This window comes from Prevotella dentalis DSM 3688 (assembly GCF_000242335.1).
In the GTDB taxonomy this organism is placed as follows: Bacteria; Bacteroidota; Bacteroidia; order Bacteroidales; family Bacteroidaceae; genus Prevotella; species Prevotella seregens.
Genome location: NC_019960.1, coordinates 1697779 through 1711434, shown reverse-complemented (window position 1 = coordinate 1711434; position 13656 = coordinate 1697779). Strand labels below are relative to the sequence as shown.

The 13656-nt window shown below is 36.2% G+C and carries 17 protein-coding genes and 1 pseudogene; 16 read left to right on the top strand and 2 right to left on the bottom strand.

Going from position 1 to position 13656, the window contains the following annotated elements:
- Window positions 1-63 precede the first annotated feature (63 nt).
- On the top strand, window positions 64-1635 hold the full coding sequence (locus PREDE_RS06740; RefSeq protein WP_005845293.1) for a tyrosine-type recombinase/integrase: 1572 nt from the start codon (window positions 64-66) through the stop codon (window positions 1633-1635).
- A 43-nt stretch (window positions 1636-1678) separates the two neighbouring features.
- Here PREDE_RS06740 and PREDE_RS06735 read toward each other — a convergent pair whose 3' ends face one another.
- Together PREDE_RS06735 and PREDE_RS14360 are read right to left on the bottom strand one after the other, a co-directional pair.
- Window positions 1679-2158, bottom strand: coding sequence for a Rossmann-fold NAD(P)-binding domain-containing protein (locus tag PREDE_RS06735; protein ID WP_015298581.1), 480 nt, complete (start codon window positions 2156-2158; stop codon window positions 1679-1681).
- A gap of 186 nt (window positions 2159-2344) precedes the next feature.
- A complete protein-coding gene (locus PREDE_RS14360) occupies window positions 2345-2470 on the bottom strand; it encodes a hypothetical protein (RefSeq protein ID WP_262498668.1) in 126 nt (41 codons plus the stop codon).
- A gap of 154 nt (window positions 2471-2624) precedes the next feature.
- Between PREDE_RS14360 and PREDE_RS13860 the strand changes: the two genes are divergently transcribed.
- The 15 genes and pseudogenes from PREDE_RS13860 (at window position 2625) to PREDE_RS13855 (ending at window position 13629) form a co-directional block, all read left to right on the top strand.
- The gene (locus PREDE_RS13860) at window positions 2625-2768 is read left to right on the top strand and encodes a hypothetical protein (RefSeq protein ID WP_155801336.1); all 144 of its coding nucleotides are present in this window, start codon (window positions 2625-2627) and stop codon (window positions 2766-2768) included.
- A gap of 372 nt (window positions 2769-3140) precedes the next feature.
- Complete coding sequence (locus tag PREDE_RS06730) at window positions 3141-4667, top strand: hypothetical protein (protein WP_005845292.1); 1527 nt, start codon at window positions 3141-3143, stop codon at window positions 4665-4667.
- A 789-nt stretch (window positions 4668-5456) separates the two neighbouring features.
- A complete protein-coding gene (locus PREDE_RS06720) occupies window positions 5457-5834 on the top strand; it encodes a phage terminase small subunit P27 family (protein ID WP_005845290.1) in 378 nt (125 codons plus the stop codon).
- 110 nt (window positions 5835-5944) lie between these two features.
- Window positions 5945-7456, top strand: a pseudogene (locus PREDE_RS06715) (terminase large subunit).
- A gap of 17 nt (window positions 7457-7473) precedes the next feature.
- Complete coding sequence (locus PREDE_RS06710; RefSeq protein WP_005845287.1) at window positions 7474-8697, top strand: phage portal protein; 1224 nt, start codon at window positions 7474-7476, stop codon at window positions 8695-8697.
- A 1-nt stretch (window position 8698) separates the two neighbouring features.
- Entirely contained in the window at window positions 8699-9277 is a 579-nt protein-coding gene (locus tag PREDE_RS06705; RefSeq protein ID WP_005845285.1) for an HK97 family phage prohead protease, read from the top strand.
- Window positions 9270-10457, top strand: coding sequence for a phage major capsid protein (locus PREDE_RS06700; RefSeq protein WP_005845282.1), 1188 nt, complete (start codon window positions 9270-9272; stop codon window positions 10455-10457). The genes PREDE_RS06705 and PREDE_RS06700 overlap by 8 nt, the downstream gene beginning before the upstream one ends.
- Window positions 10458-10488: 31 nt before the next feature.
- Window positions 10489-10791 carry a head-tail connector protein gene (locus PREDE_RS06695; RefSeq protein WP_005845280.1) on the top strand — a complete coding sequence of 101 codons (303 nt, stop codon included), beginning with the start codon at window positions 10489-10491 and terminating at the stop codon, window positions 10789-10791.
- 23 nt (window positions 10792-10814) lie between these two features.
- Window positions 10815-11105 (top strand): phage head completion protein, encoded by a 291-nt coding sequence (locus tag PREDE_RS06690; protein ID WP_235777493.1) that lies wholly within the window; start codon window positions 10815-10817, stop codon window positions 11103-11105.
- A gap of 68 nt (window positions 11106-11173) precedes the next feature.
- Window positions 11174-11629 (top strand): hypothetical protein, encoded by a 456-nt coding sequence (locus PREDE_RS06685; RefSeq protein WP_235777492.1) that lies wholly within the window; start codon window positions 11174-11176, stop codon window positions 11627-11629.
- Window positions 11626-12015: a tail completion protein gp17 gene (gp17, locus tag PREDE_RS06680; RefSeq protein WP_005845274.1), complete on the top strand. Its 390-nt coding sequence runs from the start codon at window positions 11626-11628 to the stop codon at window positions 12013-12015. Before PREDE_RS06685 ends, gp17 begins: the two co-directional genes overlap by 4 nt.
- A 22-nt stretch (window positions 12016-12037) precedes the next feature.
- Window positions 12038-12508 (top strand): phage tail tube protein, encoded by a 471-nt coding sequence (locus PREDE_RS06675; RefSeq protein WP_005845272.1) that lies wholly within the window; start codon window positions 12038-12040, stop codon window positions 12506-12508.
- Between the two features lie 94 nt (window positions 12509-12602).
- On the top strand, window positions 12603-12920 hold the full coding sequence (locus PREDE_RS06670) for a hypothetical protein (RefSeq protein ID WP_005845270.1): 318 nt from the start codon (window positions 12603-12605) through the stop codon (window positions 12918-12920).
- 35 nt (window positions 12921-12955) lie between these two features.
- Window positions 12956-13246, top strand: coding sequence for a hypothetical protein (locus PREDE_RS06665; protein ID WP_154648450.1), 291 nt, complete (start codon window positions 12956-12958; stop codon window positions 13244-13246).
- A 158-nt stretch (window positions 13247-13404) separates the two neighbouring features.
- Window positions 13405-13629, top strand: coding sequence for a hypothetical protein (locus PREDE_RS13855; RefSeq protein ID WP_154648449.1), 225 nt, complete (start codon window positions 13405-13407; stop codon window positions 13627-13629).
- The last annotated feature ends 27 nt before the right edge of the window (window positions 13630-13656 follow it).

The following is a 13656-nucleotide window of genomic DNA, read 5'->3' as shown; positions in this document are numbered from 1 at the left end:
TGTCTGTAAAGAAATATGTGAAATAATCACCACTTTTAAGAACCACTTTAAAGGTGAAAAATTATGGACAAATCAGACAGTCAAGCAATGTTAAGGGATGTTAGTGTGAACTTCAATTTAAGGGATCCAAAAAGCAACAGACCGACCCAAATTTATATGGTGATTTATGCCAATGGCAAGCAAACCAAGATTCCAACGGGATGCAAGATACTGTCAAATCAGTGGGATAACAAGAAACAAGAACCTATAATTAGTAAAGTATTTTCAAATGAAATTAATAAAGAGGCAATTCAAACTTTAAGAATTATTAACGCTATGAAGTTTGAAGTTTTAAAAAAGTCCCTGTATAATTGCTCTGTAAAATTTAATAAATTTAAAATTAATAAAGATATGACAGAAATTAAAACTACAATGACAGTAACCAAGCAATTTTTAAACTCAAAACGGACACCAAAGGCCACCAATATGATGAAGAAGGCTTTTGACGAGTATTTAATTAGAAATACCTTTGCGAAAAGTACCTTGACAAATTATGGAATTTGGTGCAAGATGTGGATGAATTGGGTGACGGATGTTTACAAAAGAGACAGTTGCAAGGCGTTTAGTCAAGAGGCACTGAATGATTATGTAAATTTTCTTTTAAAAAATGGTGGAAGTAATGTTACTGTTAGTAAAAAGGTTAAATTTATTAGTATGCTTATTAATGACCACATTGCCATCAACAACAAGTATGGTATAAGACCCATTGTTTTCAAAAATTTGAAGGATAAGAGGAAGAAGGAAGATAAGCTAAGGGGAGAAATATTGGATGATGAGATAAAAATTCTGAAAGAAATTGTATTGCCAACAAGGTTGGACAAATGGAGAAAGGCATTTGTCCTGCAACTTTTGACGGGACAAAGATGTAGTGATTTGCTTCACCTTTTAAAAGGTGAGTACAAAGTACAAGATGATGTCATCATCTTGAAAACCCAAAAGTGTGGAACAAATGCTTATATCGGTTTGAATGATGAAATAACACATCTGATAGAAGAATTGAATGAACAATTCATCAAATATAAGAATGAAGAAAGTTTTAAAGCCTTATTTAATAGGAGATTGAAAGAAATTGCTAAAATGGCGCATTTGGATAGGACGATCACTTATGAAGGTCCTTATCAAACTGTTTGTGTTGACAAATTATGCGATGTTATTTCGACCCACTTTGCAAGGCATACATTTGTCACCAAAATGTTAAGGGTAGGCTTTAGTGCTGAAGAAGTGGGCAAAATGATTGGTGACAGTGCACAGACTGTCTTAAAAAACTATGGTCATCCAACAGAGAAAGACGAAATCAATGTGTTGAAGAAGGCAGAAGTGAGGATAAACAATGTGCAAGAACCAACATCGCAATACAATGAAGAGGATGAATTGAAAAAGGTCTTGTTGATGATGGGTATCAGTGGCGTTGAAATTGAGGATATGAATGAATATCAAATATGGGAAATTTTGATTAAAGAACACGGCAAACTAATGGAATTGGGTGTGAATGTGAAAACAGTCAAAGAAATTTATAACCACAAGAACTTGCCATTGGCGGAAAGGGCAAAAATGCTTCAAAAGATAATTGAAGAAATTAGTCAAAAGGAAAAATAACATAAAAAAATAAGAGCAATCTTTAAGGTTGCTCTTATTTGATTCAATTGATTTTAATCCATTTGTCTTTCTTTAAATACTTATGTCCCCATTCCTTTGGCAGTGCATAACACTCTTTATATTTATATTCTTCTCTATGTTCCACGTTTCCCCTTGGTAATAGAACGTTCACAATACTTAACTCACCTTTTTCAATTTTTTTCTTGATGACATTAAAGCTAAAAATATATACCACGTCATCAAAAATATTTATATAAATATTGTCTTGGGTTATTCCTTTGTTTAAAAGGTCCATATAGTCATATTTTGTTTTTTCAAGATAAAAGGTATTATAATATTTGTTTATCTCCGCACTCCTGTTTTTAACTTCAAAACCAATCAACTCTCTATTTTTGTTAATGAAAAATCCATCATTTTTGGCTCTTCGCTCTGTTGTGTAGTTGATAAGCGTTATTCCTGTTTGAACCAACAGCTCTTCGACTATTTCCCTTCCCTTTAATTCTGCCAATTCATATTCGTCCATTTCATTTGTAGAATTTAATTATATTATTTTTAAAATAAAAGTGCCAACAATAAAAACAGCCAACTACATTTGATGATACCCGTTAATTTGAGGATTGAAAATGTGAATAGGTATAGTGAAACATAATTAATCCTGAATTTATCAGTGAATACATTGATATACCGTTTGATTTTGTTTATTTTCATTTTAATCATTTGTTTTGTGTTGATTAGTTTTTTTGCCAATTTCTATTGATTGGTAATCCACGGTCGTTCCGCCCGTTGGGTAATGTATTTTTTTTATTAGTTTTTTTATAGTTTCAAAGTTTTTCATTTTTGTTTTTGCTTTATATATATAAATATTTGTGCGGTTGAAGAAAAGCTGTTTTTTCAAAAAATATTTTTAACTTTTTAACACAGATAATTTTGAATTCCAATTCAATTTCTATATAATTGAATTATCAAAAATATTATTAATTTTTTTAATTATGAAAGAAGATTTCAAAGAAGCAGTCATTAGAAAATCAATTGTAGAATCCATTGTGATTCTTAAACAGTTGATTGCAAAGAATGATGAAAATGTTGAAGATTATCAAAAGATAATGGAAACATTGATGATGATATTAAGTTAATAATAAAAAAGTTGGTGATAGAAACATTACCAACTTTTTTTGTTTTGAGGTTATATTTATATTTGATATAATTTATTAATACAAATTATTAAATTTATTTTATTGTTATTTGTTTTATATAACAAGGGTTGTTGAATTGGTTTTTCAATTCCTACTCTTGTTATATTTTTTATAAAATATTTTTTCAAATATCTTGTTTTTTTGAAAATAAAATATATTTATTATATGAAAGGCGTTGATTGCAAGCTATGTCTTTTGGTTAGATACATTTTAATTTAACCTTTTGTTGGGAGTATAGTTTGAGAGTATGTTTTATATACTCCCAACTTTTTTCCAAAACATTAAAAATAATATAATTTAAACATACTTAAAATGGAAAACAGATTTGGATTAACTGAAATGACTGAAGAATTGGTGAATGACATTTTGCCAATGGGGATTGATTTGCCCAAAAATCAAAAGAACCTTCTTGCAACGTTGATGTACATAAATGGCATTGACAAGAAAGATGAAAATGGATTCTTCTATGTTGAAAACAAGTATTTGATGAATGTCTTGAAATTGTCAGAACCTACAATTATTGGTAATGCAAACAAACTGATTGAAAAAGGGTTGATAGTAAGGTTAAGCGGCAAGAAACATCATCCATCAAAGTACAATATACTAAACGATACACTAAAGAAATACACTAAAGATTTTAGTAAAACAAAAACTTTAGCCTATCAAAACTTTAGCCTTTCTAATAATTTGGAAATCAACGAGTTAAACGATACACTAAAGAAATACACTAAAGATTTTAGTAAAAACTTTAGCCAAGATAAAGATATAGAAGAAGATAAAGAATTAGAAGAAGATAAAGAAAAAGATAAAAATAATAATATAAATAAAATAATAGAAAAAATTGATATTATATTAAATTTATTAATAATTATTTTAAAAGAAAAAGGATCTTTTACTATGAGTAACTTACCTGAAAAAGAAAACCCTTCCGTTGAAATTTCCACACTGATGGAAACGATCACTTCAATGCAAGAAAACTTCAAACAGCAGATTGAGGAACTGAAACAAGAGAATGCAAGGTTGAACAGAAGGCTTGACAATGCCGCAAAGTGTGTGAAATCCCTTCAATGCGAAATTGAATCGCTCAAGCAAAACAATCCTTCAACTGAAAACAACACTTCAACCGAGGAAAAACCTTCAACAGAAGCAAATGGCATTCCTTTTTCCAAAACTTCAATGGAAGAACAAACAAACAATCCAACCTTGGCGAGTGTCCATACAGAAGAAGAGAACCCAACGGATGAATTTGACTTGGAAACGGAATTGGCCTTGGATTCGATTTTCGGTAAAGAGGACAAAAGCACAGAAGAACAAAACACTTCAATGCAAGAAAACCCTTCAAGTGAAAAGACTGACAACAATCCAACTGAAGAAAGAACCACATTCCAAGTGGAAGGAACAAACCAAAATGAAAATAATTCTTCAACCAATGAAATTTTTGATTTAAACCCTTCAAATGAAGTCACCCTAACAGTTGCCCACACGGACAGAGAAAACGCCTTGGAGGCAAAGGAAATGCCCTTAAACGCAATTTCTGAACAAAGTCTTGACAAAGACAAGGAAACAAACAACACTTCAACCGAAGATGAAAACGGCCCGAATGCAAGATACTACAAATTTGGCCACACTGTCATCAAAGAGTGTTGTGTGTTGAATCACTCCAAGTGTATGTCGGATTTGTATGACAGGGAAAAAGAGATGAAAGACCACTACCGAAAATTGTTCAAAAATGGAGAGATTGATGACGTGGAACTTCGGATTGCTTTTTTGGCAATCAATGACGCGAAGGAGAAGGTTGTGGTAAAAATCCTAAACTCGGCATACCGCGTTGCAGTGTAAAATACAATCTAAGGGCATTTCCAAGCGATTCAAGGCCTTTAAACCGATTGGATGGGCAATCCCAAGGCGAGGGTGGAAACAAATCCCCACAGATAACATTTTAGAGAGAAAAACATTTGAGAATTATGCCATTTTTGAAAAAAGCAGAAAAGTAGAAGCATCCCAAGCCACAACAGAAAATCAACAGGGATGAAATTTATCAGTCCAAGACTTGGAAAAAGTTAAGGAACAACTACATAATGAAACATCCCTTGTGTGAAATTTGTCTTGCTTTGGGAATTGTCAAGGGGGCTGAAGATGTCCACCACAAGGACAGTTTCACCAACTATTAGGGAGATGCCAAGTTTGAAAAAGCATTTGACGAATCCAACCTGATGAGTATTTGTAGAAAGCACCACGCTGAATTGCACAAGGGCAACAAAAGAACGAATGGGTTTGATTTGGAAGACTTTTTAAAGAAAAATCCTCCAAAAAAGTAATTTTTTCTTTTGTAAAACCTATTTATAGTTAAATAATGCCCTATGGTGTAACTGATTAGCACGGGAAATTCTAAACTTCCAAGTTTGGGTTTGAATCCTAATGGGGTAACTTAACAGAAAGTAAAATTATGGAAGAGTTCATTAAAGAAAATTCACTAAGGGAAGAGGCCCTGATCCGAATGATGGCTGAAACCTTGGTCAATGCTTAGGGGATAGCACATTTGGCAAGTATTTGGAATTTGGAAGACAGCCAATTGTACATTGATTACCAAGATGAGTTAAATAAACTATCGGTTGAAAGGAAAAAACAATGAAATTGAAACTAATCACAAAAATAAACGATGAATCAAGGGAATTTATCAAAAGGGTGTATGACCATTTGAAAGAAAACAACCAACTTGACAAAATAGATGATGCGGCACTAAATATGCTTGCCGTCAATTACAGCTTGTTTCTTGACGCAAACAAGGCAATAAGCGAAAAAGGACTGACAAGCAAGGGCAGCAGGGGGAATGACATTCCAAACCCTGCCATTAAAATAGCCAATGATGCTGAAGTTCAGTGCATCAAACTGATGGAAAAGTTTGGTTTGACACCAAGAGACAGACAGAAAATGAATATGCTTGATTCAGAAGATGAATTGTCACCATTGGAGACATTTGTCAAGGAAAGCAAGGAATTGAGATAATGAAAGGTTATTACCAATATGTTGATGACGTGTTGAGCAACAAGACAACAACAGGCAGATACATTAAATTGGCCTGTGAAAGGTTCAAGAAAGACCTTTAGCGAAAGGACATATATTTCAATGAAGACGTTGTTGACAGGGCGATAAGGTTCATTGGAATCTTCAAGCATTTTAAAGGAAGGTATAGTGGCAGACATTTTGAACTTCAAGATTGGCAACAGTTCATAGTGGCCAACATTGTAGGATGGTATTGGAAGGAAACCAACACAAGAAGGTTTGCCAATTCATACATTGAAGTTAGCAGGAAAAACGGCAAGACTGCATTGGCCGCGGCATTGTGCCTTTATTACCTGATTGCAGACGGTGAGGATGGCGGAGAAGTTGACTTGGCGGCAAATTCGCGAGAACAAGCCACAATCGCATTTGAATTTTGCTTTCAATTTGCCAAACAGATAGATTCAAAACAAAAATACCTTACAAGCAAACTAAAGGGAATTGATTTTCTACCAACAAAATCAAAGTTAAAGGTATTTGCAGCTGACGCATCCAAACTTGACGGTTTCAACGCGAGCTTTGGTTTGGTGGACGAGTATCACAGTGCCGCCAACAGCAAGGTAAGGGATGTAATCAAGTCATCGATGGGTATGCGAGAAAACCCTCACCTATGTACTATTACAACAGCAGGTTTTGACAAGTCAAAACCCTGTTATCAATTAAGAAGTACATCAATTGAAATATTGGAGAATGCAAAAACAGATGACAGTCTTTTTGTTGCAATATACAGTATGGATGACAAGGACGATTGGACAGATGAAAATAATTGGTTTAAATGCACTCCAAATCTTGATGTGACAGTTTCAAGAAAATTTATCAGTGAGCAAGTACAGTCAGCAAAAAACAACCCAAGTGAAGAGGTGGGCGTTAAGACCAAAACGTTGAATATGTGGTGTGATTCCGCTGATGTATGGCTGTCGAACACAACAATACTTAACAGTACTTCAAATGTCGATATAACCAAGTTCAAGGATAATATTTGCTATGTTGGCGTTGACCTGTCAGCGACAAGCGACCTTACAGCTGTGAGTTATTTGGTGAAGAACAATGACAAATATCATTTCAAGGTCAAATACTATTTGCCTGAAAGTTGCCTTTAGAACAATGTAAATTCTGAACTTTACAAAAAGTGGAAACGCAGTGGCGATTTGACAATAACGGCAGGAAATGTGACTGACTATGACTATATTACCAAGGATATGCTGAAGGTCTTTGAAACCATACAGATTCAATGTGTAAATTATGACAAGTGGAACGCCACGCAGTGGGCCATTGCTGCGGTTGAACAAGGTCTGCCGTTGCAGGAATACAGTCAGACAATCGGAAACTTCAACCAACCTACAAAAGAATTGGAAAGGCTGCTGTTGAGTGGAAAGGTTGTGATTGACAACAATGAAATCACAAGATGGTGCTTTAGAAACGTTGAACTGAAAGAAGATTGGAACGGCAACGTCAAGCCCGTCAAACGGTTGCAGATGAAAAAGATTGATGGTGTCATTGCAATGATAATGTCCTTGGGTGGCTACCTGAACAATCCTTTTGACAATTCGGAAATATTTATAATATAAATACAATTATTTTTTTTATGAATTTTTTTTGGAACAAAAATAAGAAAATGAAGGAACCGATTGAAGAGAGAAGCGCGTTTGGCGATTACCTGTCTTACAACGTCTCAACCGCTTACAGTGACAGCAAGGCAATGTTGCTTTCCGCCGTTTACAGGTGTGTGAATGTCATTGCTGACAGTGCCGCACAGCTCCCTTTGGAACCATACAAGGTTGATTCCAACGGTTACAAGATGAAGTTCACAAAACATTCAACTTACAGGGTCTTGAACAAAGAACCCAACAAGAATATGAGCAGGTTCACATTCATCCATTTGATGATGTCCCAAATGCTTTTAAGCGGAAATGCCTTTGCCTACATCGAAAGGGATAACAAAGGCAATTGTGTGGCACTCCACTACATTCCAAGTGCTTTGGTGACAATCAACAAGCCAACAAAATTGGGTGGGCAGGTAAGTTACACTGTTGTCGGTTTCAATGAAACCGTTGAAGCCTGCAATATGGTTCATATACTGAATTACACGGTTGACGGTATTGAAGGAATCAGTACATTGAGATATGCAAAAAATACATTGGGGCTTGCACTTGATTCAGAAACAAATGCGCAATCCTTTTTTAAAGGAGGTGCAAATCTGGCAGGAATACTGAAGGCAAATACTTCTTTGTCACCTGACAAGAAAAGGCATCTGAAAGAAAGTTGGAATCAAGCATTCGGGCAAAACGGTGAACCCAATGGCGTGGCCATTCTTGATGCCGATCTTGATTTCCAATCAGTTACAGTAAATCCTGCGGATGCACAGTTGTTGGAATCAAGACAATACAACGTGATTGACATTTGCAGGTTCTTTGGTGTTTCACCCGTGAAAGCATTTGATTTATCAAAAAGTAGTTACAACACCATTGAACAAATGCAGCTTGCATTCCTCACAGACACATTACAGCCATTGCTTGAAAAGTTTGAGGAAGAGTTTGAAAGAAAATTGTTCAAACCAAGCGAGAAGGACAGCATTGATGTGAGATTTGACACAAGTGCCCTTCTAAGGGCTGATAAGCAATCTTTGGCCAACTATTACAACACACTTTTTCAGATAGGTGCAATATCGCCGAACGAGATAAGACGGGAATTGGATTTGCCGATGATTGAAGACGGTGACAGGACTTTTGTTCAAGTGAACGTGCAGACATTGGACAATGCAGTAAATAAAACAACGGAAGAAGAAAAGGATAGCAACCAAACAACTTAATATGAAAGAGATAAGAAACAACAATTTTGAACCAATGATAGCACCGACAACTGAAAGAAGCGTCGAGGGTTATGCCTTGGTTTTTGATTCGGAATCAAATGATCTTGGTGGATTTGTTGAAACCATTGACAAAAACGCCTTGGATGGCGTGCTTGAAAAATCAGACGTGCTTTGCCTTTTGAACCACAATGAGGAAAGGGGAGTGTTGGCAAGATGGAGGAAAAAACAAGGCAGCCTTGCCTTGTATGTTGACGAAAAGGGGTTGAAATACTCTTTTGACGCACCGAACACCGCGTTGGGTGACGAACTTTTGGAAGGGCTTAAAAGGGGCGACATTGACAGTTCAAGTTTTGCCTTTGCAATAGGTGAAGACAAGTGGGAGAAAAGGAATGACGGCACATATCTTAGAAGAATCTTAAAATTCAAGGAAATCTATGATGTGTCGCCCGTTTATCATCCTGCTTACAGTGCAACGAGTGTAAACACAAGGGGCTTGGAAGAATTAAAGGAGAAAGAATTGAATAAATCAAAATTACTTGATATTTATTATCAGGAACTAAAAGATAAATTAAATGGCTGATACTTTGGAACTAACCGACAAAAGGGAACAACTTGCCATAAGGGCAAATGCCATTCTCCAAAATGGAAGAAAAGAGGATAGGAAGTTGACGAAAGAAGAAGAGAATGAGTACACACAAATCTGTCAGGAGATTGCAGACTGTGAGGAAGAAATCAGAAATCTTCAAGAGGCTTTAAAAAATAAAAATTACAAAAATATCAAACAAGAAAGAAATATGGAAAAATTTTCTTTATTGAAGACAATTAATGATGTTGCCAACAATAGAAATCTTGACGAAAGAAGCAAGGAAGTGATAGAAGCAGGTATTGCCGAAATGAGAAAGGCGGGCCAATCTTACAGCGGCCAAATTGTATTGCCCGTTGAGGAAAGAGGCGAAATTTTGGCAGGTGCTGCAACAAAAGGCCAAGAAATTGTGTCTGAAGACAAACTTAATGTATTGGAGCCACTTAGGGCCAATTTGGTGATGGCACAAGCAGGTGCTACCTATATGAGTGGTCTTGTTGGGAATGTCTCAATTCCTGTTTACAGTGGTTCAAACGTTGGATGGGCAGGTGAAGTTGATGCAGCCGCTGATGGTGTAGGTACTTTTGGTGAGGTTAATTTGGAGCCAAAGAGACTGACAGCTTATCTTGACATTTCAAAACAGTTCCTTATTCAAGATTCAGTATCAGCGGAGGAAATGTTGAAGAACGACATTGTTAGGGCAATCTCCAATAAATTGGAAGCCACAATCCTTGGTTCTGAAACAGGTAGTGCTAAGAAACCTGAAGGACTTTTCAACGGCGTTTCAGCGGATTCTGCCCCAATTAACTACAAGGGTATTGTTGATATGGAAGAATCACTTGAAACTGCAAATGTAACGGGTAATCTTTCTTTTGTTGTTGCACCCAATACAAAGTCTGTTTTGAAGACCACATTAAAGAACACGGGTGTGCAAGGCTATCTTATGGATGATGATGAGATTGATGGCATCAAGGTTTATTGCACTTCTTCTTGCACTTCCAATGGTATGGTTCTCGGCAATTTTGCAGATTATGTTATTGGTCAATGGGGCGGCATCGATTTGACAGTTGATCCATACACCCAAGCTGCAAACGGAAAGATAAGGCTTGTTATCAATGCCTACTTTGACGCAAAGCCACGCAGGACTGCTGCCTTTGCCAAGAAGGTGATTAAGTGATTTGAATAATTACAGGTAAGTTTTTTGAACAATGTATATAACATTAGAAGAAGCAAAGAAACATTTGAACATTGATGAATCCTTCAAGGATGATGATGTTTATATCAGCTCGCTTGTTCAGGTTGCAGAAGATGCAGTTGAAAAGAATGTTGGCATTGTTCTAAGCAAAATGTCAGATGGTGGTTCACTGCCACCATCTGTCAAACAATCCATTTTGCTTCTAATTGGCAACCTTTATACCAACAGGGAGGCAACAACTTATGGCACAATCAGTGAAGTGCCTTACACTTTCAAGTATTTAATTAATCTGAACAGAAATTTTGAAGTGAAATGAATGCAGGCAGGTTGACAGAAGTAATGGAAATTGAAAGGGCTGAAATCAAACAGGATGGTTTTGGTGCTAACGATTTGGATTGGCAGGTTATAATTAGAACAAGGGCTGACGTGCAATATCAGAACGGTGGCAGGGCAAATGAAAACGGTGAAATAGTATTCAATTATGATAGAATCTTCACAACAAGAATTTACCATCAAATAAAGGAAACGGATAGGATTGTATGGGATGGCCATAAATGGAGGATATTGTCAATAGAGCCTGACAAACAAAAGCAATTATTGAAAATTGTAGCGGAAAAAATAAATGAATGATGGAAATTGACGCATAGTTGTATGACAAGAAATTGGTTGATTTGTTCAATGATCTTGACGGCAAGGAAATGGAGAAGGCAAGAAGAAGTGCGCTTAGAAAAGCGGGCAACATCCTTAAAAAAGAAACTAAGAAAAATCTTTCACAATCGGTTAGGAACAGCTATGTTAAAAATCCTAAATATGGCAAATCCTTGCAAAGTGGAGTAATAAATAAGACAACAAAGGAAAACGGTGTGCTGACATCAATTGTCCACATTATGGGTGATTTTAGGCTGAAGTTTTTTGAAAAGGGCACCAAAGAAAGATACATCGGAAAAAAAGAGGCAAAAGCCAACAATAAGAAATGGGATGCTGAAAAAATAAAAAAAGACCCTATAAAAAGTAAAACATACAAAAGAGGAAGAATAAAACCAACACATTTCTTTGCAAAGGCAAGGACGGCAAAGGAAAAAGAAGTATTTGACAGTATGAACAAAATACTAAGGCAAACCATCAATAAAATAAAACAAAAGCACAACAAATGATGTCAGACAGTTTAAACATTGGCAAAGCCATAAATGCTTTATTGGTTGCAAACAGTGATATTGTAAAGAAAGTGGGAAAGAAGATATACCCACTGATAGCAGACTCAACGACAACGTTTCCTTTCATTGTTTATAGCAGATACCAAATGGTGCCTGAATCAACCAAAGACAATACAGGGGAACAAATATATGTGAATGTTCAAATAGCAACTGAAAGATACCCCGAAGGAATTGAAATAGCCAACTATGTGAGAGCGTCAATTGAAGGAAAAAATGGAAAATTCGGAACAATTGACATAGATGACATTCAATTGGTGGACGGGGATGAAAAGGTGATGGACGACACATTCATACAACAACTGTATTTTAAGATTCAATTAAATTAATAAATAAAAAAATTAAACAAAAATGGCAAGTAATGCAAATAAGAAGATAAAAGGCGGGGACCTTATGATGTTTATTGGCGGAAAGTCAATAGCGTTGGCAACAAGCCACACTCTTTCGATAAGCGGCGAGAGTCAGGACACTAGCAACAAGGACGAAGGTGGTGGAAAATGGGCATCATCTGAACTAAGTTCACTATCTTGGGAGGGTTCATCGGAAAACCTTTTCAGTGCCACAGGCAATGCAGGTATGACTTATGACGCTCTTTTCGATGCAATGGTTTCTATGAAACCTGTGGATATGGTTTTTGCGGTTAAGGCTGAAACGGCTGATGACGTGGCAGCCACAGGATGGACAGCAGGAACAAGTCCAAAATATAGTGGAAGTGCCTGTATTTCTTCTTTGGAATTGAACGCGCCAAATGGCGAATATGCAACATTCAGCGTCAAGTTCACAGGCGTTGGGCCCCTTACCAAGACAGCGGTAGGACATTAATGTTGGCAGTTTTTAATTAAAATAATTTGAAACCTTTGTGCCTGAATAATTTATTACAAGGGTACAAAGGTTTTTTAGATTAATATTTTATACAATGGAAAACAAAAACGTTATTAGAATCAATGGAGTTGACTATGTGCTGAAATACACCATAAGGGCCTTGTTTGTGTTTGAACAATTGACGGACAAACCTTTTCAAGTGAAAACTGTCACTGACAATTACATATTCCTTTATTCGATGATTCTTGCCTGCAATCCTGATTGCACATTGACTTGGCAAGACTTTTTAAAGGCATTGGATGAAAATCCTGACATATTGAACAATCTTTCCCAAATTACAGCAGACGTGGCAACAAAACAACAGATGTTTGACAAGGTTGGCGAGAAAGACAATGGCAAAAAAAAAGACTGACTGTAAGTGAGATATATGCCATATTGGCACTAAGGTTGAAATACCCTCCAAAGTACATATTGGATGAAATGGAATGGTATGAAGTAAAGGCAGTTTTGGATTACCAACATTATGCTTATAAGGATGTATGGGAGGCAAACAGGCTGACATCATTTGTTGTAAGCAAGATGCTTGGGAGCAAGATAGAAACTCCAAATGACCTTATGCCGTTCTATTGGGAAGAAGAAGACACTGATGAAAAGGAAACTGCAAGCAAGGAACAAATGGAGGAACTTAGGAGAAGGGCCAAGGAAATTGAAGATAATCTAAATAAAAAAACCAACTGATGGCAACTGACTTTACAACAAGAATTATGCTTGAAAACACATAGTTCAAGAATTAGATAGATGAAACCAAATAGGAATTAAAAAAGCTCAAATATGAATTAAGGAAATTAAAAGGTGAGAAGATAGACACCAAGGTTGATGTTGACACAAAGGAAGGTTTGTCCAATCTTGGAAAACTAAAGGAAGCATTTGGTCAATTCAAGTCAGGAATGGGCGGCCTTGGGAGTCTTTCAGGCGGCTTGTCCACTGTCGAAGGAATTTTAGGCGGAATTGGCAAAATGGCATTTCCCATTGGTGCTGCTGCAATTTCAATCGGTGCTTTGTCAAAAGGATTGGAAGAATGTGCAAAGTCAGCAAGGGAATTTGGTGGGGCTTTTTCATAGATGAAAACACAGTTTGATTAGAACGTT

Coding starts and splice junctions, on each gene's coding strand:
- PREDE_RS06735 (WP_015298581.1), bottom strand. CDS start 2,158: ATGGACGAATATGAATTGGCAGAATTAAAGGGAAGGGAAATAGTCGAA.
- PREDE_RS14360 (WP_262498668.1), bottom strand. CDS start 2,470: ATGAAAAACTTTGAAACTATAAAAAAACTAATAAAAAAAATACATTAC.
- PREDE_RS06695 (WP_005845280.1), top strand. CDS start 10,489: ATGTATATAACATTAGAAGAAGCAAAGAAACATTTGAACATTGATGAA.
- PREDE_RS06710 (WP_005845287.1), top strand. CDS start 7,474: ATGAATTTTTTTTGGAACAAAAATAAGAAAATGAAGGAACCGATTGAA.
- PREDE_RS13860 (WP_155801336.1), top strand. CDS start 2,625: ATGAAAGAAGATTTCAAAGAAGCAGTCATTAGAAAATCAATTGTAGAA.
- PREDE_RS06730 (WP_005845292.1), top strand. CDS start 3,141: ATGGAAAACAGATTTGGATTAACTGAAATGACTGAAGAATTGGTGAAT.
- PREDE_RS06740 (WP_005845293.1), top strand. CDS start 64: ATGGACAAATCAGACAGTCAAGCAATGTTAAGGGATGTTAGTGTGAAC.
- PREDE_RS06690 (WP_235777493.1), top strand. CDS start 10,815: ATGGAAATTGAAAGGGCTGAAATCAAACAGGATGGTTTTGGTGCTAAC.
- gp17 (WP_005845274.1), top strand. CDS start 11,626: ATGATGTCAGACAGTTTAAACATTGGCAAAGCCATAAATGCTTTATTG.
- PREDE_RS06675 (WP_005845272.1), top strand. CDS start 12,038: ATGGCAAGTAATGCAAATAAGAAGATAAAAGGCGGGGACCTTATGATG.
- PREDE_RS06685 (WP_235777492.1), top strand. CDS start 11,174: ATGGAGAAGGCAAGAAGAAGTGCGCTTAGAAAAGCGGGCAACATCCTT.
- PREDE_RS06670 (WP_005845270.1), top strand. CDS start 12,603: ATGGAAAACAAAAACGTTATTAGAATCAATGGAGTTGACTATGTGCTG.
- PREDE_RS06700 (WP_005845282.1), top strand. CDS start 9,270: ATGGCTGATACTTTGGAACTAACCGACAAAAGGGAACAACTTGCCATA.
- PREDE_RS06705 (WP_005845285.1), top strand. CDS start 8,699: ATGAAAGAGATAAGAAACAACAATTTTGAACCAATGATAGCACCGACA.
- PREDE_RS06720 (WP_005845290.1), top strand. CDS start 5,457: ATGAAATTGAAACTAATCACAAAAATAAACGATGAATCAAGGGAATTT.